Here is a 22,024-nt window from a genome sequence, read left to right on the forward strand (position 1 = left end):
TATAAGCATTTAGTTATAATCTTAAATTCGTGAAAACAGAAAACTTGTTTACCGGCGGCCCACCCGACCGCCAACCCTTTCGGAGACACCCCACCATGAGCAGAGAACAAGAGTTTCGCCATGTACTCAAGACCCTGGAAACGGCCAAGCTGGACCGGCGCGGCTTTCTGACCCTGGGCGCCGCAGGTGCCGGCACCCTGTTGCTGCAGCCTCGTTCCGCCCGGGCCGCCGAAAAAACCAGGACCAGCGCCAGGATCGTCATTGCCGGGGCCGGAGCCGCCGGCCTGGCCGCCGCCTCCCACCTGGCCCGGCAGCTGGAAGGCGCCAAAATCACCCTGATCGACGCCCGCAAGGAGCATTTCTACCAGCCCGGCTTCACCCTGGTGGCCTCCGGCATCAAGCCTCAGAACTATGTGGTGTCCAGCACCGCCGAATACGTGCCCCAGGGGGTTGAGCTGGTGCCCGAGCGGGTGGCTGAGTTCGATCCCGAAGGCAACAAGGTGGTCACCGAGAGCGGCAAGAGCTTTCCCTATGATTACCTGATCGTGGCCACCGGCCTGAAGCTGGACTACGCCGCCATTCCCGGCATGGACGAGGCCCAGATCGGCAAGAACGGCCTAGGCAGCATCTACCACAGCCCGGCGGCGGCAAGCGCCACCTGGCAGGCCATGTCCGCATTCGCCGACCAGGGCGGGGTCGGGGTCTTCCAGCGTCCAGGCACGGAAATGAAATGCGCCGGCGCCCCCCTCAAATACACCTTTGTCACCGACGACTACCTGCGCCGCCGGGGCACCCGGGACAAGTCGGAGATCATCTACAACTCCAACAACAAGGGCCTGTTCAGCGTCCCCATCGTGTCCGAGAAGGTGCGCATGCTGTTCAAGGACCGGGGCGTCAAGGTCAATTACGAACGGACACTGCAGTCCATCGACCTGGGCAAGCGCATCGCCACCTTCAAGACCACGGACGGCACCGCCGAACTCCAGTACGACTTCATCAACGTTATCCCCCCCATGCGCGCCCCGGATTCGGTGCTGAACAGCCCCCTGCCCTGGAAGAGCGGTCCCTGGGTGGCGGAAGGCTGGATGGAAGTGAGCAAGGGCAACCTGCGCCACGTGCGCTTCCCCAATGTGTTCGGGGTCGGCGACATCGCCGGGGTGCCCAAGGGCAAGACCGCCGCCAGCGTCAAATGGCAGGTGCCGGTGGCCGTGGACCACCTGGTGGCCGACATCGCCGGCAAGCAGTCCGATGCCCTCTACACCGGCTACACCTCCTGCCCCCTGATCACCCGCCTGGGCCAGGCCATGCTGGTGGAGTTCGACTACGAGAACAACCTGACTCCTTCCTTCCCCGGCGTCATCGCCCCCCTGGAGGAGCTCTGGATCAGCTGGGTCATGAAGACCATGGCCCTGAAGCCCACCTACATCAGCATGCTGCGCGGTCGCGCCTGAGGAGACAAACATGAAAGAACTCGACCCCCTGGTTTTCCTGGCCGTTTTCCAGGAAATGCTCGGCCCCCTGCTCTGGGTGCTGCTGCTCCTGATCATCGCCGGCACGGCCGCCTTCGTGGTCCTGCTATTGAAGGAAAGGACCATCGTCTCCCGGCGCCTGGTGCGCTCCGAACTGGCCGGCCTGGCCGGCGGCGTCCTCGCCCTGATCCTGATGGCCAAGGTCTCCTCCTCCGGCTTCACCGACGCGGGCGGCCCCGCCGACTGGTTCCTGATCGCCCTGGTGTTCGGCCTGGGCCTGGCCGGCACCACCATCCTGGTCTATTCGGCAGCAGGCTGGCGGGCCCAGCGCCAGGAGGCCAAATAACCCTGTGGCAAACGCGGATTCCGGTCGAGACAGGAATCCGGTAGAGTCCCAGGCCGTTCCGGCAAACGCCGGAGCGGCCTTTTTCATTAACCGATCGCTCCCCATGTCCGCCCCCTTCCTCCTGCACGAACATCCCCAGCGCCAGCGTCTCAACAACGAGCTGCACGCCCGGCCGCCCATGGCCCTGGGGGGCCCGGCCCAGATCAGCTACCTGGCCATGCTGCACGAAGGCCACAGCACCGAGGCCGAGGAAGCCCACCTGCACCAGCTCTGCGACCGGCTCGGCCTGCCCTTCTGTCCCGTGGTGGACGGCGACCACTGGGTCATGGAAGCCGGGGACCTGCGCCTGAAATGGGAACGGCACACGGAGTTCTCCGGCTACACCTTCTTCCGCAACTGCCCCCAGGGCGTCCCGGAAACCGGCTCAGCCCTGGAAGCCTTCCCCGCCACCTGGTGGCAGGCCATCCCCGGCCAGGTGATGGTGGCCACCCACGTGGATTTCGTGGCCGCCCGCCAGAAGGACCCGACCCCCCTGCTGGCGGAGCTGCTGCAGAGCGGCGTCACCGTGGCTGCCAGCCAGGTGGCCGAGGGCGCCGCCTGGGTGATTTCCGACTTCCGCATCGAAGCGGGCTTTTCCCGCTTCACGGTGATCGACTCCCATCTGCGCCCGCGCCAGGCCGGACGCACCATCCAGCGCCTGCTGGAAATCGAGACCTACCGGATGATGGCGCTCCTGGCCTTTCCCGTAGCCAAGGAGGTGGGACGGCTACTGGGCAAGGTGGAAGCGGAAGTGGCCGAGCTGATGACGCGCATGGGCGAGGCCCGCAGCCCCGAGGACGAACGCCTGCTGCTGGCCGACCTGACCCGCCTGGCCGCCCAGGTGGAGCAATCCCAGACCCGCACCTCGTTCCGCTTCGGTGCCGCAGAAGCCTACTACCGGCTGGTGCTGCAACGCATAGAGGAGTTGCGGGAAGTGCGCCTGGACGGCTTCTCGCCGATCCGGGAATTCATGGACCGGCGCCTGGCCCCGGCCATCAACACCTGCCTCTCCGCCGCCGCCCGGCAGAACGACGCCTCCACCCGCATCGCCCGGAAAAGCGCCCTCCTGCGCACCCGGGTGGACATCGAACTGGAACGCCAGAACCAGGAACTGCTGACTCAGATGAACCGCCGCGCCAGCCTGCAGCTGCGGCTCCAGGAAACCGTGGAAGGCCTCTCGGTGGTGGTGCTCACCTATTACGGCTCCCAGCTGGTGAATTACCTGGCCAAGGGCAGCAAGGACTGGCACCACCTGAACAGCGACGTGATCACCGCCCTCTCCATCCCGGTCATCGCCGGGCTGGTGGCCTGGGGCACCCGGCGCATGCGCAAGAAACTGGCCCTGCACGAGGCCGACTGAAACCGGGCACTCCCCTTCCCCTGGAAAATAACCCCAAACAACGGTTGCAACGATAATAACTGTCATTTACAGTTATGACTTTAGGCCAGCCGCTGCCGGTGCCCACGGGGCCCCAAGCCAGACCGCCGTCACCCCAGCGCCCCTGAGCCGACCTCAATCCATGCGAGCCAGCCATCGCCAGCCAGCGTATTTTCCAGGAGAAATACATGGTGTTGCGAATGACGCCGATGGCGCTGGCCATCAGTACCCTGGTCCTGCCCCACGGGGCCTGGGCCCAGACCAACGAAGTCACCCTATCCACCGTACAGGTATCCGCCAGTAACGAGGGACCGACCGACCTGCCGGCCCCCTATGCCGGCGGCCAGGTGGCCAAGGGCGCCCGCCTGGGCCTGCTGGGCAACCAGGATGTGATGGACACCCCGTTCAACATCACGAGCTACACCGCCGAGCTGATCGAGGATCAGGGTGCGCGGACCGTGGCCGATGTGCTCAAGAACGACCCCTCCGTGCGCTTCACCACCTCCGGCGCCCACGCCTACGAGAATTTCCGGCTGCGGGGCTTCGATGTGCACAGTTCCGACCTCGCCATCAACGGCATGTACGGCCTGGCGCCCCAGGGCAATTCTTCCCTGGAGTTCGTCGAGCGGGTCGAAGTGCTCAAGGGCCCCAGCGCCATGTTCACCGGCATGGCCCCCAGCGGCGGCATCGGCGGCGTCATCAACCTGGTTCCCAAGCGGGCCGGGGATGAGCCCCTGACCCGGATCACCCTGGGTTACGAGAGCGACAGCCAGATCGAAACCAAGGTGGACGTGGGCCGGCGCTTTGGCGCCGACAAGGCCATCGGCCTGCGGGTCAACGGATCCTACAGCGACGGGGAAACCGACCTGGAGGGCCAGGACAAGCAACGCAAATTCCTTTCCGCCGCCCTGGATTACCGGGGCGAGCAGCTCACCGCTTCCCTGGACGTCTACAGCAGCAAGCAGAAATTCGACGGCGGCTCCCCGGCCATGTTCGGCTTTGCCAATCCCGACATCCCCGCAGCGCCGGACCCAAGCCGGAACTACCTGCGCTCCGCCTCCGGAGAGCTGGAAAGCCAGGCGGTGATCGCCCGGGCCGAATACGCCTTCAACCGCCAGGTATCCGCCTTCGCCAGCGTCGGGGTCCGCGATTACGACTACTCGGGCTGGGTCAACGGCACCCACATCCACAGCGTGCAACCCGACGGCCGGGCCCAGGTGCGCGGTGTGGCCCAGCGGGGTTACGACGACAGCGTGGCTTCCGAAGCCGGGGTGCGCATGAACTTCAACACCGGCGACATCCGGCACGAGATGGTGCTGCAGCTCACCCGGCTGGAAATGGAATCCGGCAGCCTCTCCAGCGTCACCGGCATGTCCAACACCAGCCTCGACAATCCGATCACGCCGACGCTCCCCGCCATGCCCTCGGGCGCCATTCCCAAGACTTCCGACACCACGCTCTCCAGCCTGGCCCTGGTGGACACCCTCTCCTTCATGCAGGACAAGGTGCGCCTGACCCTGGGCCTGCGCCAGCAGCGGGTGCAGCAGAAGAGCTACAGCACGGCCGGTGCCCTCACCGGCGACTATGACGAAAAGGCAACCACCCCGGCCCTGGGGCTGGTACTCAAGCCCTGGGGCGAGGGCATTTCCCTGTACGCCAACTATGTCCAGGGCCTGAGCCAGGGGACGAGCGTCAAGGCGGTCAATGGCTACGCCCAGGATCAGACCTTCAAACCCTACGAAACCGAACAGAAGGAAGTAGGGGTCAAATGGAATGCAGGAAGCTTCACCAACACCATCAGCCTGTTCGAGATCACCAAGCCGGAACTGATCACCACCGGCAAGAGCCCGGCCCTGGTGGCCTCCGATGACGGCGAATCCCGGGTGCGGGGCCTGGAGTGGAACGTCTTCGGCCAGCTCACCTCCACCCTCAAGGTACTGGGCGGCCTCTCCTACACCAAGAGCAAGCTCACCCAAACTGCCGGGGGCGTGAACGAAGGCAACGAACTCTTTGGCGTGCCCCGCTGGCAAGGCAATCTCGGCGCGGAGTGGGATACCCCCCTCGCCGGCCTGAGCCTGAACGCCAACCTGATCGCCACTTCCAAGCAGTACCTGAACAACGCCAACACCTACGAAATCCCGGGCTGGAGCCAGGTGGACGTGGGGGCCCGCTACGAAACCCGGGTGGCCGCGCGCAAGACCACCTTCCGTCTGGGCGTAAACAACCTGTTCGACCGCCATTACTACTCGGGCAGCTTTGCCGAGCCCCGGGCCACCCTGGCCCAGGGGCGCACCGTGCAGGCCTCGGTGGCAGTGGATTTCTGAGCCCATGGCGCCGCCCTCCCTCGCCCGCTGTCTGAAACTGCTGCTGTGCGGCCTGGCGCTGGAAGCCCTGGCGCTGGAAGCCCTGGCGCTGCCGGCCCTGGCCGCCCAGGAGGCTCCCGCCTGGGCGCCGGTGACGGTGCCGGCGGCCCAACAGCGGGACCTGCAATCCGCCCGGACCGGGCACGGCTACCGCATTTTCATGGCCGTGCCCGCGGTGGCGCCGCCCCCGGAAGGCTATCCGGTGCTCTACGTGCTGGACGGCAATGCCGCCTTTCCCGTGGCTGCCTTCCTGGCCCGCAGCGCCGCCAGCCGCCAGGAAGTCACCGGCCACATTCCCCCGCTGGTGGTGGGCATAGGCTACCCAGGGCAGCAGGACTTCGATGTACCCGCCCGGCGCCGGGACTACACCGTCGGCCCCGGCGCGCCGGATTCCGGTGGCGCCGGGGATTTTCTCGACTTCCTCGAACAGGAGGTGAAACCCCTGGTCGCAGCCACCCACCCGGTGGACCGCCGCCGCCAGGCCCTGTTCGGCCATTCCTTCGGAGGGCTGCTGGTCACCCACGCCCTGTTCACCCGCCCCGCCAGCTTCTCCACCTTCCTGATTTCCAGCCCTTCCATCTGGTGGCAGGACAAGGTGGTGCTGCGCAACCTGCCCGAGCTGCTCCAGAGCCCCACCCGGCCCCGGGTGCAGATCAGCGTCGGCGCCCTGGAAGACGATCCCCCCAAGGGCAATTACCCGCCGGAAGTGCGGGCCCTGCTTGCCCAGCGCCCGATGATTACCGAAGCCCGCCAGCTGGCGGCCACGCTCGGGAGCACGCCGGGCTGGGAAGGCCGGGTGGCTTACCACGAACTGGCCGGGGAAGATCACGGCCCCGCCTGGCTGCCGGCCATGAGCCGGGGCATGCAGTTCTTCCTGGAACAGCCCTGATACCTGCACTTGAACACCCGAGCCGCCCATGAACGCCTACACCTTTACCGGCCTCCTCCTGTCCCTGGCCGGTGGCACGGCCATCTACCTGGCCTCCCCCAACCAGCGCTGGTGCCGCCGCCCTCTGCCCCGCACCCCGGCCCGCCTGGGCGGAACCCTGCTGCTGGCCCTGGGCTGCTTCAGTCTGACCCGGGTCCTGCAGCCCCTGACCACCAGCTTCGTGTTCATCACCTGGCTGATGCTGGTGTTCACCCTGCTGCCCTACATCGGCGCCCTGGGCCGCCCGGGCGGGGAGTCCTGAGATGACGGCCCGGCCCCTACCCCCCATCCGGCGCGACTGGATTTCCAAAACCCTGGCCGGCTTGCTGCTGGGGGCCGTCCTCGGCTTTGGCAGCAGCGCCCTGTTTTCCCTGCTGTTTGCCGACATTCCCCTGTCCGTCCGGGGCCAGCTGGCCATGTGGCTGGCGCCGACCGTCTGGCTGGGCGTCATGAGTGGCGTCTATTTCTTCACCAGCGGCCGCCGGGCCTGGCTGTGGCTGGGCGGCGCCAGCGGCCTCCTGGTGGGACTGACCTTCCTCCTGCGGCAGGCCTGACCCAGGGAGACACCATGAGAACCGACTTCGTCCGCATCTACAAAGCCGTCCATACCTGGACCGGCATCCTCACCGGGATGGCCCTGTTCATCGCCTTCTACGCCGGCGCCCTGACCGTCTTCAAGGAGCCCCTGGCGCGCTGGATCGCGCCCCCCAGCGCACTGCAGCAAATCCCCCTGGAACAGGCGCCCCAGCTCATTGCCCGCACCCTGGCCGCACACCCGGACAGCCGCCGGGACTTCACCCTGCACCTGCGCCAGGCCGAGCACCTGCCGGCCCCCATGGACTGGCAGACCCGGCCGGCGGAGGCCGACGACCACGACGAAACCGCAGTGCGCCATTTCGTGGCCACCCTGGACGGCAACGGCGAGCCCCTGGTGCAGGCACACCAACCCTCGGCCCTGCCCCACTTCATCGACGTCCTGCACCGGGTGGTGGGCCTGCCCGTGGATACCGATCCGAACCGCTGGATCATGGGCGTCGCCGCCGCCCTGTACACCCTGGCCCTGGTGTCCGGGGTGGTGGTGCTGCTGCCTTCCCTGGTCAAGGATTTTTTCGCCCTGCGGCTGGGCCGGAACCTGAAGCGCATGTGGCTGGACGCCCACAACGTGGTGGGCATCGTCAGCCTGCCCTTTCACCTGGTGATGGCCCTCACGGCCGTAGTCTTTGCCTACCACGACGGCATCTACGCCCTGCAGGACAAGCTGATCCACGACGGGCAATGGAGCACCGCCTTCCAGCGCCAGCGCCCGGCCGAAGGCCCGCAGGCCACCCGTGATCCGGCCGAAATGCTGCCCCCCCTGGAGTTGGTCGCCAAAGCCCGGGCCTTTGCCCCGGGCTTCACCCCGAGCATGCTCCAGTACCAGCAGGTGACCGGCCCCCGGGCCGTGGTCCGGGTCTGGGGCAAGGATGAAGCGGCGGTTTCCCCCCGGGCCCGGGGCGGCTTCCTGGCCCTGGACCCCTACACCGGCCGGGTGCTCAGCAGCGACTTCCTCCCCGGCCAGCAGAGCACCCCCAACCTCTTCATCAGCAGCTTCTTCGCCCTGCACATGGCGGCTTTCGGCGGCACCCCGGTGCAGTGGATGTATTTCCTCCTGGGACTGGCCGGGGCCTGGCTGTTCTACAGCGGCAACCTGCTCTGGGTGGAAAGCCGGCGCCGCAAGCAGGCCAGGGATGCCGCCACCCCGCCGCCCCAGCGCCGGGATGCCCGCCTGATGGCAGCAGCCACCGTGGGCGTCTGCCTGGGCTGCATCTGCGGCATCTCGCTGGCCCTGGTGGGCGGCAAGTGGCTTTACGCCCTGGGCGGCAGCGAAGCCTCAGCCCTGCTTTATTACAGCGCCTTCTTCGCCGCCATCGCCTGGGCCTTCCTGGCCGGCGCCGGGCGGGCCGCCGTGCATCTGCTCTGGCTGGCCTGCGCCCTGACCCTGGCCATTCCCCTGACTTCCCTGACCGGCGCCCTGCTGCCGGGCAGCGGCCTGTGGGCCCACGGCTCACCGGCCAGCCTGGGGGTGGACCTCACGGCCCTGGCCGGCGCCGCCTGCTTCGCCCTGATGGCCCGAGCCACCCGGCGCCGGCTCTGCCAGGGGCGGCAGGACAGCGTCTGGGCAGCCCCCACCCGGCAGCCAGGCGATGCACCCGGCCAAGGCGCAGAGAACGGCTCCCCTGTATAATCTGCGCCTTTCAAATTTCCCTTTGCGGAGCCCGCCGTGAGCCAGCCCCTTTTCGAATCCTCCATCAAGAGCCTGCCCCTGCTGTCCAAGGGCAAAGTGCGGGACATCTACGCCGTGGATGCCGACAAGCTGCTGATCGTCACCACCGACCGGCTCTCCGCCTTCGACGTGATCCTGCCGGACCCGATTCCCAGGAAGGGCCAGGTGCTCACCGCCGTGGCCGACTTCTGGTTCCAGAAGCTGGGCCACATCATCCCCAACCAGCTCACCGGCGTCGCCCCCGAGTCTGTGGTGGCCCCCGACGAGGTGGAGCAGGTCAAGGGCCGCGCCGTGGTGGTCAAGCGTTTGAAGCCCCTGCCCATCGAGGCCGTGGTGCGCGGCTACCTGATCGGTTCCGGCTGGAAGGATTACCAGGCCACCGGCACCGTCTGCGGCATTCCCCTGCCTGCCGGCCTCAAGATGGCCTCGCGCCTGCCCAGCCCCATCTTCACCCCGGCCACCAAGGCCGAAGTGGGCGACCACGACGAGAACATTTCCTTCGCCCAGGCGCAGACCAACTGCGCCGCCGCCCTGGCCGAGGATCTGGCCGGCACCGGCAAAAACGGGGCGGAAATCTGCGCCCAGGCCCGGACTGCCGCCATCGCCCTGTACGAAGCCGCCGCCGCCTACGCCCTGGGCAGGGGCATCATCATCGCCGACACCAAGTTCGAGTTCGGCATCGACAAGGCCGGCACCCTGCACCTGATCGACGAAGCCCTGACCCCGGACTCCTCCCGCTTCTGGCCCGCCGACAGCTACGCCGAGGGCATCAGCCCCCCCAGCTACGACAAGCAGTTCGTGCGCGACTACCTGGAAACCCTGGACTGGAACAAGAAGGCCCCCGGCCCCCGCCTGCCGGCCGAAATCGCCGAGAAGACCGGCGCCAAGTACGTGGAAGCCTACGAGCGCCTCACCGGCCAGCCCCTGCCCCGGCTGTAAACCGGCTGCGGCCCTGCCCCGCCACAACCCGGCTTCGGCCGGGTTTTGCTTTTTCTGGGAAACCTGGGCGGACTGCGCCTGTCTCACGGACAGTAAATCCCCTTTGAGGAGGCCCGGCATGGATACCCGTCACCTGAACCCGGAACTGGCGCTGCCCCAGATTCGCGCCATCCCCCTGGAGCGTCCCCTGGTCTGGCTCTGGCGGGGCTGGCAGGACCTGCGCGCCAATCCCCTGCCCAGCCTGGCCTACGGCCTCCTGTTCGGCCTGGGAGGGGACCTGATCCTGCTCGCCAGCCTCAGCCATCCGCATCTGTTCACCCTGGCCCTGTCCGGCTTCTTCCTGCTGGCCCCCTTCCTGGCCGTGGGCCTCTACGAACTGAGCCGGGCCCGGGCCGTGGATCTGCGGCTGGGCTTTGTGGACTCCCTCCGGGGCCCGGGCCGCAACCCGGCCTCCCTGAGCCTGTTCGGCCTGGCCCTGGCGCTATTGACCCTGGCCTGGGAACGCCTCTCGGCCATTCTCTTCGCCCTCCTGGGCCCTACCGACGGCCAGGATGCGGTGGGCGTCCTGCTACCCCTGCTCACCGACCTGGAGCACTGGCCCCTGCTCCTTACCTGGCTGGCCACCGGCGGCAGCCTGGCCCTGCTGGTATTCGCCCTCAGCGTCGTGGCCATTCCCATGCTGCTCGACCGGGAGCGCAGCGATCCCGTGGCCGCCGCCGTCACCAGCCTGGCCTGCGTGGCCCGGAACCCCCTGGCCATGTTGATCTGGGGCGCCCTCATCGTGGCCCTGGTCCTGCTCGGTTTCGCCACCCTGCTGTTCGGCCTGGTGCTGTTCATGCCCCTCCTCGGCCACGCCTCGTGGCACGCCTACAAGGACCTTGTAGAATAGGCCATCATTCCCGACCCACCCCGAGGGGGCAGCAGCCCCCTCGATTTTTTCCGGCTGACCCGATGACCCAGACCAATCCCCTCCTCATCCCCGGCGGCCTGCCGCCCTTCGACCGCATCGCCCCGGAACACGTGGCGCCTGCCATCAGCCAGCTGCTCGGCGAGGCCCGGCAACTGCTGGAAGGCCTGACCCGGCCCGAAACCCCGGCCACCTGGGCCGATTTCGCCGCCCCCATGACCGACGGCATGGAGCGCCTGGGCTGGGCCTGGGGCATCGTCGGCCACCTGCACTCGGTCAATGACATCCCCGCCTGGCGCGACGCCTACAACGCCATGCTGCCGGAGGTGACCCGTTTCTACAGCGAACTGGGACAGAACCTGGCCCTGTTCGAGAAGTACAAGGCCATCCGCGCCAGCAGCGAATACGCCGGCCTGGGCCAGGCCCGCCAGCGCATCATCGACAACGAGGTGCGCGACTTCCGCCTTTCCGGCGCCGAACTGCCCGAGGCGGACAAGCCCCGCTTCCAGGCCATCCAGGAAGAACTGGCCGGCCTCGCCGCCAAGTTCTCGGAAAACCTGCTGGATGCCACCAACGCCTTCGCCGAGATCATCCAGGACGAAGCCGAGCTGGCAGGCCTGCCCGAGGACGTGAAGCATGCCGCCCGGGCCGCCGCCGAGGCCGCCGGGGTGGAGGGCTGGAAGTTCAACCTGCAGGCCCCCTCCTACCTGCCGGTGATGCAGTACGCCAGCAACCGGGCCCTGCGCGCCCGCATGTACCGGGCCTACGCCACCCGGGCTTCGGAATTCCACGACTCCGGCAGCAAGCCCGAGTGGGACAACAGCGGCCTGATGACCCGCATCCTGGCCCTGCGCCAGGAGGAAGCCCGGCTTCTGGGCTATGCCAGCTACGCCGAAGTCTCCCTGGTGCCCAAGATGGCCGAATCCCCGGCCCAGGTGCTCGCCTTCCTGCACGACATGGCCGCCAAGGCCAAACCCTTCGCCCAGCGGGACATGGACGAACTGAAGACCTTCGCCGCCAGCGAACTGGGCCTCACGGACCTGCAGCCCTGGGACGTGGCCTATGTCTCGGAAAAGCTGCTGCAGGCGCGCTACGCCTTCTCGGAGCAGGAGGTGAAGCAGTATTTCACCGAACCCAAGGTGATCGCCGGCCTGTTCCGGGTCATCGAAAGCCTGTTCGGGGTGCGCATCCAGCCGGATAACGCCCCGGTCTGGCACGACAGCGTGCGCTTCTTCCGCCTGGAAAACCCGGCCGGGGAACTGGTGGGCCAGTTCTACCTGGACCTCTACGCCCGGGAAACCAAGCGGGGCGGCGCCTGGATGGATTCCGCCATCTCCCGCCGGCGTACGCCTGCCGGCATCCAGACCCCGGTGGCCTATCTGAACTGCAACTTCTCCAAGCCCCTGGGGGACAAGCCCGCCACCTTCACCCACGATGAAGTGATCACCCTGTTCCACGAGGCCGGCCACGGCTTCCACCACCTGCTCACCCAGGTGGAGGAGCTGGGCGTGTCCGGCATCAGCGGCGTGGAGTGGGACGCGGTGGAACTGCCCTCCCAATTCCTGGAGAACTTCTGCTGGGAGTGGGAGGTGGTGAAGGACATGACGGCCCACGTGGAGACCGGCGCCCCCCTGCCCCGGGCCCTGTTCGACAAGATGCTCGCCGCCCGGAACTTCCAGAGCGGCATGATGACCGTGCGCCAGATCGAGTTCGCCCTGTTCGACATGCTGCTGCACAGCGACTTCGACCCAGCCGGAGGCTCCATCATGGAACTCCTGGACCAGGTGCGCCAGGAAGTGGCGGTGCTGGTGCCCCCCGCCTGGCACCGCTTCCCCAACAGCTTCTCGCACATCTTCGCCGGGGGTTATGCGGCCGGCTACTACAGCTACAAGTGGGCCGAGGTGCTCTCCGCCGACTCCTACGCCGCCTTCGAGGAAACCGGCAATCCCCTGGACCAGCCCACGGGCAAGCGCTTCCTGGAAGAAATCCTGGCCATGGGCGGGGTGCGCCCGGCGCTGGAATCCTTCAAGGCCTTCCGGGGCCGGGAGCCCAGCCCGGATGCCCTGCTGCGCCACAGTGGTATGATCCCCGCGTAAATCCAAGGGGAGATCAAACATGGCAAAGCAGCGTTTTTCCATTCCCTGCCGGCTCCTGGGAGCCGGCTTCCTGGCCCTGGTGTGCGGCCTCGCCAGTGCCCAAACCTACCGCTGGGTGGACCCGGCCACGGGCCGGGTGATGTACACCGACACCCCGCCGCCGGGCAATGCCAAGCAGGTCAGCCGCACCGGCAGGAGCGCCGCGCCGGAGGGCGAGAAGGAACTGCCCTACGCCACCCGCCTGGCCGCCCAGAATTTCCCGGTCACCCTGTACACGACCTCCGACTGCGATCCCTGCAACAAGGCCAGGGAACTGCTGAAGAAGCGCAACGTGCCGTTCACGGAGAAGTCGGTCCAGGACGAAGCCCATCTCAAGGAGCTCAAGACCCTGGCCGGGGATGATCCCTCGCTGCCCTACCTGAAGGTGGGGCGCCAGCTGATCAAGGGTTTCGAGCCCTCCGCCTACGACAGCAACCTGGACCTGGCCGGCTATCCCAAGGCCTCCGGCAGCAGCGGAGCCACCCCTTGAAGCTTGCCGCCTGGAACGTCAACAGCCTCAAGGTCCGCCTGCCCCACCTGCTCGACTGGCTCGCCGCCCAGCAGCCGGATGCCCTGTGCCTGCAGGAAACCAAGCTGGAAGACCACAACTTCCCCCGGGCCGAGATCGAGGCGGCCGGCTACCAGGTGGCCTTCAGCGGCCAGAAGACCTACAACGGGGTCGCCCTGCTCTCCAAAACCCCCATCGAGGATGTGGTGTGCGGCAACCCCCATTACCCGGACGAGCAGAAGCGCCTGATCGCCGGCACCGTAAACGGGGTGCGGGTGATCTGCGCCTACTTTCCCAACGGCCAGGCCGTGGGCAGCGACAAGTACGCCTACAAACTGGCCTGGCTGGCCGGTCTCCACACCTGGCTGCAGGAAGAGCTGGGCCGCTACCCGGAACTGGTCCTGGGCGGCGACTACAACATCGCCCCGGATGACCGGGACGTGCACGACCCGAAGAAATGGGCCGGGGAAATCCTCTGCTCGGAACCGGAGCGGAGCGCCTTCCAGGGCCTGCTGGCCCTGGGCCTCAAGGACAGCTTCCGCCTCTTCGAGCAGCCGGAAAAAAGCTTCTCCTGGTGGGATTACCGCATGCTCGGCTTCCAGAAGAACCAGGGCCTGCGCATCGACCACCTGCTCCTGTCCGCCCCCCTGGCCGCCCGCTGCCGCGCCGCCGGCATAGACCGGGCCCCCCGGAAGCTGGAGCGCCCCTCCGACCACGCCCCGGTCTGGGCCGAGCTCGCAACCCCATGAACTCGGGCCAGGCCAGCCAGCTGCTGCAGCTCTACCCGGCCCTGGCCGCCGCCCTGGCGCCCGGAGAGCGGGAAGGGCTGCTGCAACCCCAGGCCCTGCTCCGGCTGCCGGCGGGCACCACCGTGTTCACCGAGCAGCAGCCCTGCCGGGGCTTTCCCCTGCTCCTGGGCGGCAGCATCAAGGTCATCAAGGCCACCCCTTCCGGACGGGAGCTGCTCCTGTACCGGGTGGAGCCCGGCGGCTCCTGCATCATCACCTCCAGCTGCCTGCTGGGACACACCGACTACTCGGCCCGGGGCATCGCCGAATCCGAACTCACCCTGCTGATGCTGCCCGCCCCCCTGTTCAGCCGCCTGGTGGGGGAATCCGCCCCGTTCCGGGACTTCGTCTTCCACCTGTTCGCCGAACGGATTGCCGAGCTGATGCAGCTGGTAGAGGAAGTGGCCTTCAGCCGCCTGGATCAGCGTCTGGCGAAGCTGCTGCTGGCCAAGGACCAGGAGGTGCTGCATACCACCCATCAGCAGCTGGCCGAGGAACTGGGCAGCGTGCGGGAAATCATCAGCCGCCTGCTGAAGGGACTGGCGGCCCAGGGGCTGGTGAGCCTGGGCCGGGAACAGATCGTCCTGCTCGACCGGGCCGGCCTGGCCCGGCTGGCCGACGGCCAGCGCTGAGCGCCCGCCGCCCCTGTAGCAGATGACTTGCACAAAGGCAGAAAATCATAGGCGATCCCTATGAAGCCCATCGGCAATCCCCATTGGCCAGTCCATGAGCGGCGCCTTATAGTCCGACGCCATCCATTTCCAGAAAGGCCGACCATGATTTCCCGACTGCTTGCCGCCGCCCTGGGCCTGCTCCTGAGTGGCCTGGCCCAGGCCCAGGCTCAACCCCAGCCCCAGACCGGCAGCCTCAGCGTCACCCTGACCCAGATCAGGGATGCCCGGGGCCAGCTGCGGGTAGGGCTGTACCAGGACCCCAAGACCTTCCGCAAGGAAGCCCAGGCCTTTGCCGTGCAGCAGGTGCCGGCCACCCCGGGCACGGTCCAGGTCCGTTTCACCAACCTGCCGCCGGGCCGCTACGCCATCATGGCCTACCATGACGAAAACGGAGACGGGGAGCTGAACCGGCGCCTGGGCATGTTCCCCACCGAGGGTTACGGCCTCTCCAACAACCCCAAGGTCATGGGCCCGCCCCAGTTCGAGGACAGCGCCTTCCAGGTCCCCGCTGCCGGCCAGGCCGTGAGCATCGAAATCCGTTACTGACCCATGTCCCCCATGCCGCAATCCACCCTCGTCTTTCACCTCCAGGGCCTGGAGGCCCTGCAGGCCGCCATGGGGGATGCCGCCACCCGGGGCGCCCTGGCGGAGCTGGAACAGGGCGTGTCGGACATCGGCCGGCAGGTGCTGGCCGGCATGGAAACCCTGGCGCCTCCGCCCAGCAGGTCCCCGGGCCTGTGGCTGCTGCCCTACCGTACCCCGCCCGCCACGACCCTGGGCGGCAGTTCCGCTGACCGCCAGGAGGCCGTGCTGGGCGCCGCCACCCAGCTGGCCGGCACCCTGGCCCGGGAAATTTTCGGCACCGCCACCGCCAGCCTGGCCCGCCTGCGGGTCCATCAGTTGCCCGGACAAGCGGACCCGGCCGGGCTGGATGCCCTGCTGACCCAGGCCCCGCCCGCCGCCTGCGGCGAGGACGAGGCGGCCCTCCAGCCCCTGATCCGCCAGGGAGGCCTGCGCACCCTGCTGCAGCCCATCGTCAGTTTTCCCGACGGCCGCCTGCTGGGTTACGAAGCCCTCTCCCGGGGCCCCCAGGGCAGCCCCCTGGAACGGGCCGATCAGCTCTTCGGCGCGGCGGCCCGCTGCGGCCTGAGCCGGGAGCTGGAGATCGCCTGCGCCTGGCAGGCCCTGAACTGGCATGGACAGCTGCCTCAAGGGCAGTGGCTGACCGTGAATCTCTCCGCCCCCAGCCTGCGGGACCCGGAGCTGCGCCATGCCCTGGCCCGCCCCGGCATCGTGGTGGAGCTCACCGAGCACCTGCCCCTGCACGATGCCCAGGCCCTGCTGCCGCTCCTGGCGGAACTGCGGGCCGGCGGCGCCCAGGTGGCTCTGGACGACACGGGCTGCGGCTTTGCCGACCAGCAGGCGGCGGAAGTGCTGCGCCCGGATTTCATCAAGCTCTGCATCACCATCATCCGTAACGTCAGCCGCAACCCGGCGGTGCTGGAAGACCTGGGGCGCAGCATCGGCCACCTGCGCCGGCTGGGCATCCGGGTCCTGGCCGAGGGGGTGGAAACGGCCCGGGAGGCGGAGATCCTCGGCGGCTTCGCCATCGACTACGCCCAGGGCTGGCTGTACGGCAAACCCCGGGCGGCGGACGAATTGCTGCCGCCGCCGGCGCCCTGAACCTTTCCCTGGAGTTCCCATGCACCTGCCCAAACACCAGCTCGCCATGACCGTCCTGATGACCCCGGACATGGCCAATTTCTCCGGCAATGTCCACGGCGGCACCATCCTCAAGCTGCTGGACCAGGTGGCCTACGCCTGCGCCAGCCGTTATGCCAGCCAGTACGTGGTCACCCTTTCCGTGGACCAGGTGATGTTCCGCCAGCCCATCCACGTGGGGGAGCTGGTGACCTTCCTGGCCTCGGTGAATTACACCGGCACCACCTCCATGGAGATCGGCGTCAAGGTCCTCACCGAGGACATCCGCGCCCAGGTGATCCGCCACGCCAACAGCTGCTTCTTCACCATGGTGGCGGTGGACGAACTGGGCCAGCCGACCCAGGTGCCGCCCCTCGCCCCCTCGACCCCGGAAGAAAAACGCCGGCACCAGGCCGCCCTGATCCGGCGGGAGCTGCGCAAGGAGTTCGAACGGCGTCAGCAGGAGCTGCAGAACAGCCGTTGAGCCCGCGGCACCGCGGCCTTCAGTTGCAGAGCAGGCGGTAAGCGGGATTGGTGAGGCTGGCGACGGCCCGAAGCAGGGCCTCGATGGCCTTGGGCCGCACGAAACCGGCACGCCAGGCCAGGGCGATGCGGCGCGAAGGGGCCGGCTCCCGGAACGGGATCACGGTGATCATGTCGTTGCTGTAGGGTTGCTGCAGGGCGCCTTCGGGCAGCACCGAGACCCCCAGGCCGGAAGCCACCATGCAGCGGATGGTGCCGATGGAGTGGCCCAGGCGCACATCCGTGTCCGGGCTGCTGATCTGGGGACAGGCCCCCAGCACCTGGTCCCGGAAACAGTTGCCCGCCTTGAGGAGCAGCACCTCGTCCCCGGTCACATCTTCGGGATTGATGTGCTCCCGCCCCTCCCAGGCATGTCCCTTGGGCACGATCACCTGGAAGGCTTCATCGTAGAGATTGCGGGTCAGGACCCCGGGCAGGTCGAAGGGCAGGGCGATGATGACCACGTCCAGCTCATTGGCAAGCAGCATTTCCGCCAGGTGGGCGGTCATGTTCTCCTCGATCTGCAGGGGCATCTCGGCGGCGATGGCCTTGAGGGAATGGATCAGCTGGGGCAGCAGATAGGGACCTATGGTGTGGATCACCCCCAGGCGCAGCTCACCCTGCAGCTGGTTGCGGCCGCTCTTGGCGACCTGACGGATCTTCTCCGCCTCGTCCAGGGTGCGGCGGGCCTGCTCCACCACCCGCAGCCCCACCTGGGTGGGACTCACCATGCCCTTGCCCCGCTCGAAGAGCTGCACCCCCAGGTCATCCTCGAGGCGGGCGATGGCCACGCTCAAGGTAGGCTGACTGACGGAACAACGCTCAGCCGCCCGGCTGAAATTGCCTTCCTGGGCCAGGGCAACGATGTAGCGAAGTTCGGTCAGGGTCATCGGGGCTCCTCGAGTGGCAACGACTTGAATCCAAGGCCGGCACCATACCATATCGTTTTATAGCCATACACTATAGTGGCTATAGACAAACCCCATAAAAAACATTGACTTAAGTCAACTAAACCATAAACCCCATGGGGACAATGGGTACTCCATAAATTCATAACAGAACGGGAGTGACTCATGCTGAAAATGACCAAGGCCGCCCTGGCCATCGCCGCCCTGCTCGGTACCGCCGCCCTGGCGCATGCCGCCGACAGCGAACCCATCCAGCCCATCAAACCAGCCGCCAACATCAATCTGGGCATGGTGGAACTGGGCAAGAAGCTCTACTTCGACCCCCGCCTCTCCAAGTCTGGCTTCATCTCCTGCAACTCCTGCCACAACCTGTCCATGGGCGGCACCGACAACATCCCCACCTCCATCGGTGACAAGTGGCAGCAGGGCCCCATCAATGCCCCCACCGTGCTCAACTCCAGCCTCAACCTGGCCCAGTTCTGGGACGGCCGCGCCGCCGACCTGAAGGAGCAGGCCGGCGGCCCCATCGCCAACCCCGGCGAAATGGCCTTCACCCACACCCTGGCCATCGACGTGCTGAAGTCCATCCCCGGCTATGTGCGCGAATTCAAGCAGGTGTTCGGCAAGGACAAGATCGACATCGACCAGGTGACCCTGGCCATCGCCGAGTTCGAGAAGACCCTGGTGACCCCCAATTCCCGCTTCGATCAGTGGCTGCTGGGCAAGAAGGACGCCCTGACCAAGGATGAACTGGAAGGCTACAAGCTGTTCAAGGACAGCGGCTGCGTCGCCTGCCATAACGGCGAAGCCGTGGGCGGCAACTCCTTCCAGAAGATGGGCCTGGTGGAACCCTACAAGGCCAAGAGCCCTGCCGAAGGCCGGGTGGCCGTGACCGGCAAGGATGCCGACCGCTTCAACTTCAAGGTGCCCACCCTGCGCAACGTGGAAATGACCTATCCCTACTTCCACGACGGGGCCGCCAACACCCTGACCGAAGCCGTAGACACCATGGGCCGCCTGCAACTGGGCAAGAAGTTCAGCAAGGAGGAAAACGCCAGGATCGTGGCCTTCCTGAAGACCCTGACCGGTGACCAGCCCGCCTTCCAGCTGCCCATCCTGCCCCCCTCTTCCGACAGCACCCCCCGCCCGACGCCCTTCAGCAAGTAAGGGGGACCCTGCACGACAGGGGCTTGCCAGCCCCTGTCGTTTTTTTTGCCCCGGGCCGGAACAGGCGCGAGCCCGATCCCGGACATGCCCGGTTTTGATTCCCGTCAAAGTGCCGCTACACTTCCGCCTCCATCATCGCCCCCTGATCTCCGGACCCCTCTGAACCCATGCTGGAAGCCGACAACCTGGAATGCATACGCGGCGAACGGCGCCTGTTTCACGGGGTCGGATTCCGTCTCGAAGGGGGGGAACTGCTGTTTCTCCAGGGCAAGAACGGGGCCGGCAAGACCAGCCTGCTGCGCATGCTGTGCGGCCTCTCCCTGCCCGAATCAGGGGAAATCCGCTGGAAAGGCGAGCCCATCCACCGCCTGTCCGATGAATTCCGCGCCGACCTCTGCTACCTGGGGCACCTGAACGCCATCAAGGAAGAACTCACCCCTCTGGAAAACCTGCTCGCCTCCGCCCGACTGGCAGGCACCGGGCTGTCCGAGGATGATGCCCTGGACGCCCTGGAGCAGGTGGGCCTGCTGGGCCGGGAAGACCTGGCCTGCCGCTACCTGTCCCAGGGCCAGAAGCGCCGGGTGGCCCTGGCCCGCCTGGTGCACGAACGGCGCCCCCTGTGGATTCTCGACGAACCCTTCGTGGCCCTGGACGTGAATGCCGTGGCCTGGCTGGCCGGCCTGATCGGCGCCCATCTGCAGCGGGGCGGCCTGGCGGTCATGACCACCCACCAGCCCGTGGACATTCCCGCCGGCACCGTGCGCGAACTGCGCCTGGGGGCCTGAACCATGCTCGCCATCGTCACCCACACCATCGCCCGGGACCTGCGCCTGGCCCTGCGCCGCCCGGCCGACCTGGCCTCGGTGCTGTTCTTCTTCATCATCGTCGCCAGCCTCTTTCCCCTGGGCGTGGGACCGGAGCCCGACCTGCTGCGGCAGCTGGCCCCCGGCGTCCTCTGGGTGGGCGCCCTGCTGGCCACCATGCTCTCCCTGCCCCGCCTGTTCGCCGACGACTACCGGGACGGCACCCTGGAACAGCTGGCCCTCTCCCCCAATCCCCTGGGCCTGATGGTGCTGGGCAAGGTGATTGCCCACTGGCTGGTCTCCGGCCTGCCTTTAGCCCTGCTGGCGCCGGTCCTGGGCCTGCAGTTCGACCTGCCCGCCGAGGCCCTGTGGGTGCTGACCGGCTCCATCCTGCTGGGTACCCCGGCCCTGTCCGGCATCGGCGCCATCGGCGCCGGCCTGACCCTGGGACTGCGGGGCGGCGGGGTGCTGCTTTCCCTGCTGGTACTGCCCCTGTATATTCCGGTGCTCATTTTTGGCGCCGGAGCCGTGGATGCCACGGTCAGCGGCCTGGGCCCCGGCGCCCACCTGTCGCTCCTGGCCGCCCTCACCGTGGGCGGCGTCGCCTTCGCCCCCTGGGCCGCTGCCGCGGCCCTCAAGATCGCTCTGGAATGAAATCCCCATGTCCTCGATCCACTGGTTCAAGTATTCCGCCCCTTCCACTTTCTACCCCCTGGCCGGCAAGCTGATTCCCTGGTTCTGGGCCCTGTTCGCCGGCTTCGCCTTGGCGGGCCTGTGGCTGGGTCTCCTGGTGGCCCCCACGGATTTCCAGCAGGGTGAGGGTTACCGGATCATCTTTGTCCACGTGGGCGCCTCCTGGATGTCCATGTTCATCTACCTGGTCATGGCCTTCTGGGCCGGCCTGGGCCTGGCCTTCAACACCCGCCTCTCGGGCATGATGGCCCAGGCGCTCGCCCCCACCGGCGCCCTGTTCGCCTTCATCTCCCTGTGGACCGGGGCCCTCTGGGGCAAGCCCATGTGGGGCGCCTGGTGGGTCTGGGATGCCCGGCTCACTTCGGAGCTGATCCTGCTGTTCCTCTACATGGGCTTCATCGCCCTGACCCACGCCATCGACGACACCCGCCGGGCCGACAAGGCCGGGGCCATCCTGGCCCTGGTGGGCGTGGTGAACGTGCCCATCATCTATTTCTCGGTGAAGTGGTGGAACACCCTGCATCAGGGCGCCTCGGTCTCCCTCACCAAGGCGCCGGCCATGGCCTCCATCATGCTCTGGGGCATGCTGCTGTGCGCCCTGGCCATGTGGATGTACAGCATCGCCGTGGCCCTGATGCGGGTCCGGGTGATCATCCTGGAGCGGGAACGGCACACAGACTGGGTCAAGGAACTGCTGAGTTCCCGCTGAAGCGTCATATCAAGGTTTGTTACAAAGCGTCTGGTGGCAAGCGGGGATAATCCCCCCGCCCCGACCGGACCAGGACGGTAAAACGACATGTACTGGAACAGCTTCTCCGACTTCATCGCCATGGGCGGTTACGGCCTTTATGTCTGGGGCTCCTTCGGCGTCACAGCCCTGGTCATGATCCTGGAACCCTGGATCGTTGCCCGGCAGCGGCGCACCACGGAACAACGACTGGCCCGGCAACTGCGGGCTGAAGCCAAGATGGAGCAACAGCCATGAAAGCCCGGCACAAGCGCATTGCCCTGATCCTGGGGGCCCTGGCCGCCCTCGGCCTGATCGCCGCCTTTGTCCTCAACGCCCTGAACGACAACTTGGCCTTCTTCTACTCCCCCACCGACGTGAAGGACGGCAAGGCGCCCCAGAACAAGGTGTTCCGCATTGGCGGCCTGGTGCAGAACGGCACCCTGACCCGCCAGCCGGACGGGGTGACCATGGCCTTCGTGGTCACGGACACCATCCACGACATCCCGGTCCGCTACAAGGGCATCCTCCCGGACCTGTTCCAGGAAGGCAAAGGCGTGGTGGCCCAGGGCAAGCTGGGCGAGGACGGCATCTTCACTGCCAACGAAGTGCTGGCCAAGCACGACGAGAACTACATGCCTCCCGAAGCCGCCCAGGCCCTGGAAAAGGCCCACCAGGCGGGCTCCGGCGATGCCGGAGCCAAGACGGTGATCCCCGCCGGCGGCACCGAACCCGCCGCCGCCCCGCGCAAGTAACCGGACCCGCC

Annotated in this window: 24 protein-coding genes; 23 read left to right on the plus strand and 1 reads right to left on the minus strand. The window is 67.2% G+C overall.

Annotated features, from left to right (window positions below; translation table 11 throughout):
• The first annotated feature begins 95 nt into the window (after positions 1-95).
• The 17 genes from G474_RS0116705 to G474_RS0116785 all read left to right on the plus strand — a co-directional run bounded on the left by G474_RS0116705 (position 96) and on the right by G474_RS0116785 (position 16,922).
• On the plus strand, positions 96-1,451 hold the full coding sequence (locus G474_RS0116705; protein WP_026687965.1) for an NAD(P)/FAD-dependent oxidoreductase: 1,356 nt from the start codon (positions 96-98) through the stop codon (positions 1,449-1,451).
• Between the two features lie 10 nt (positions 1,452-1,461).
• On the plus strand, positions 1,462-1,815 hold the full coding sequence (locus tag G474_RS0116710) for a DUF5368 domain-containing protein (RefSeq protein ID WP_026687966.1): 354 nt from the start codon (positions 1,462-1,464) through the stop codon (positions 1,813-1,815).
• Between the two features lie 103 nt (positions 1,816-1,918).
• On the plus strand, positions 1,919-3,214 hold the full coding sequence (locus G474_RS0116715; protein ID WP_026687967.1) for a DUF3422 family protein: 1,296 nt from the start codon (positions 1,919-1,921) through the stop codon (positions 3,212-3,214).
• A gap of 206 nt (positions 3,215-3,420) precedes the next feature.
• Entirely contained in the window at positions 3,421-5,556 is a 2,136-nt protein-coding gene (locus tag G474_RS0116720; protein ID WP_084513818.1) for a TonB-dependent receptor, read from the plus strand.
• 4 nt (positions 5,557-5,560) lie between these two features.
• Entirely contained in the window at positions 5,561-6,484 is a 924-nt protein-coding gene (locus G474_RS0116725; RefSeq protein ID WP_084513819.1) for an alpha/beta hydrolase, read from the plus strand.
• Between the two features lie 28 nt (positions 6,485-6,512).
• Positions 6,513-6,785 carry a hypothetical protein gene (locus G474_RS0116730; RefSeq protein WP_026687970.1) on the plus strand — a complete coding sequence of 91 codons (273 nt, stop codon included), beginning with the start codon at positions 6,513-6,515 and terminating at the stop codon, positions 6,783-6,785.
• A gap of 1 nt (position 6,786) precedes the next feature.
• Positions 6,787-7,077: a hypothetical protein gene (locus G474_RS0116735; protein ID WP_026687971.1), complete on the plus strand. Its 291-nt coding sequence runs from the start codon at positions 6,787-6,789 to the stop codon at positions 7,075-7,077.
• A 14-nt stretch (positions 7,078-7,091) separates the two neighbouring features.
• Positions 7,092-8,747 (plus strand): PepSY-associated TM helix domain-containing protein, encoded by a 1,656-nt coding sequence (locus G474_RS0116740; protein WP_026687972.1) that lies wholly within the window; start codon positions 7,092-7,094, stop codon positions 8,745-8,747.
• 36 nt (positions 8,748-8,783) lie between these two features.
• Positions 8,784-9,725, plus strand: a complete 942-nt coding sequence (locus tag G474_RS0116745) for a phosphoribosylaminoimidazolesuccinocarboxamide synthase (RefSeq protein WP_026687973.1) — start codon at positions 8,784-8,786, stop codon at positions 9,723-9,725.
• A 118-nt stretch (positions 9,726-9,843) separates the two neighbouring features.
• Positions 9,844-10,614: a DUF2189 domain-containing protein gene (locus G474_RS0116750; RefSeq protein WP_026687974.1), complete on the plus strand. Its 771-nt coding sequence runs from the start codon at positions 9,844-9,846 to the stop codon at positions 10,612-10,614.
• Positions 10,615-10,676: 62 nt separating this feature from the next.
• Positions 10,677-12,728, plus strand: coding sequence for a M3 family metallopeptidase (locus tag G474_RS0116755; protein ID WP_026687975.1), 2,052 nt, complete (start codon positions 10,677-10,679; stop codon positions 12,726-12,728).
• A gap of 19 nt (positions 12,729-12,747) precedes the next feature.
• Entirely contained in the window at positions 12,748-13,257 is a 510-nt protein-coding gene (locus tag G474_RS21335) for a glutaredoxin family protein (RefSeq protein WP_051282384.1), read from the plus strand.
• Complete coding sequence (gene xth / locus G474_RS0116765; protein WP_026687976.1) at positions 13,254-14,024, plus strand: exodeoxyribonuclease III; 771 nt, start codon at positions 13,254-13,256, stop codon at positions 14,022-14,024. Before G474_RS21335 ends, xth begins: the two co-directional genes overlap by 4 nt.
• Positions 14,021-14,695 carry a Crp/Fnr family transcriptional regulator gene (locus G474_RS0116770; protein WP_026687977.1) on the plus strand — a complete coding sequence of 225 codons (675 nt, stop codon included), beginning with the start codon at positions 14,021-14,023 and terminating at the stop codon, positions 14,693-14,695. The genes xth and G474_RS0116770 overlap by 4 nt, the downstream gene beginning before the upstream one ends.
• A gap of 144 nt (positions 14,696-14,839) precedes the next feature.
• Positions 14,840-15,283 carry a DUF2141 domain-containing protein gene (locus G474_RS0116775; protein WP_026687978.1) on the plus strand — a complete coding sequence of 148 codons (444 nt, stop codon included), beginning with the start codon at positions 14,840-14,842 and terminating at the stop codon, positions 15,281-15,283.
• Positions 15,284-15,286: 3 nt separating this feature from the next.
• Positions 15,287-16,420, plus strand: a complete 1,134-nt coding sequence (locus tag G474_RS0116780; protein WP_026687979.1) for an EAL domain-containing protein — start codon at positions 15,287-15,289, stop codon at positions 16,418-16,420.
• A gap of 19 nt (positions 16,421-16,439) precedes the next feature.
• Positions 16,440-16,922, plus strand: a complete 483-nt coding sequence (locus G474_RS0116785; protein WP_026687980.1) for an acyl-CoA thioesterase — start codon at positions 16,440-16,442, stop codon at positions 16,920-16,922.
• Between the two features lie 19 nt (positions 16,923-16,941).
• Here the strand turns inward: G474_RS0116785 and G474_RS0116790 are convergent, their stop codons facing one another.
• A complete protein-coding gene (locus G474_RS0116790) occupies positions 16,942-17,850 on the minus strand; it encodes a hydrogen peroxide-inducible genes activator (RefSeq protein WP_026687981.1) in 909 nt (302 codons plus the stop codon).
• Between the two features lie 192 nt (positions 17,851-18,042).
• Between G474_RS0116790 and G474_RS0116795 the strand changes: the two genes are divergently transcribed.
• The 6 genes from G474_RS0116795 (at position 18,043) to ccmE (ending at position 22,013) form a co-directional block, all read left to right on the plus strand.
• Positions 18,043-19,035, plus strand: coding sequence for a cytochrome-c peroxidase (locus G474_RS0116795; protein ID WP_211228139.1), 993 nt, complete (start codon positions 18,043-18,045; stop codon positions 19,033-19,035).
• Between the two features lie 167 nt (positions 19,036-19,202).
• Positions 19,203-19,820: a cytochrome c biogenesis heme-transporting ATPase CcmA gene (gene ccmA, locus G474_RS0116800; RefSeq protein ID WP_026687983.1), complete on the plus strand. Its 618-nt coding sequence runs from the start codon at positions 19,203-19,205 to the stop codon at positions 19,818-19,820.
• A 3-nt stretch (positions 19,821-19,823) separates the two neighbouring features.
• A complete protein-coding gene (gene ccmB / locus G474_RS0116805; protein WP_026687984.1) occupies positions 19,824-20,492 on the plus strand; it encodes a heme exporter protein CcmB in 669 nt (222 codons plus the stop codon).
• 7 nt (positions 20,493-20,499) lie between these two features.
• The gene (gene ccmC, locus G474_RS0116810; RefSeq protein WP_026687985.1) at positions 20,500-21,240 is read left to right on the plus strand and encodes a heme ABC transporter permease CcmC; all 741 of its coding nucleotides are present in this window, start codon (positions 20,500-20,502) and stop codon (positions 21,238-21,240) included.
• A gap of 87 nt (positions 21,241-21,327) precedes the next feature.
• Positions 21,328-21,516 (plus strand): heme exporter protein CcmD, encoded by a 189-nt coding sequence (gene ccmD, locus G474_RS0116815; protein ID WP_026687986.1) that lies wholly within the window; start codon positions 21,328-21,330, stop codon positions 21,514-21,516.
• Complete coding sequence (ccmE, locus tag G474_RS0116820; protein ID WP_026687987.1) at positions 21,513-22,013, plus strand: cytochrome c maturation protein CcmE; 501 nt, start codon at positions 21,513-21,515, stop codon at positions 22,011-22,013. The genes ccmD and ccmE overlap by 4 nt, the downstream gene beginning before the upstream one ends.
• The last annotated feature ends 11 nt before the right edge of the window (positions 22,014-22,024 follow it).

Origin of the sequence: Azovibrio restrictus DSM 23866, assembly GCF_000429665.1 — a bacterium.
In the GTDB taxonomy this organism is placed as follows: Bacteria; Pseudomonadota; Gammaproteobacteria; order Burkholderiales; family Rhodocyclaceae; genus Azovibrio; species Azovibrio restrictus.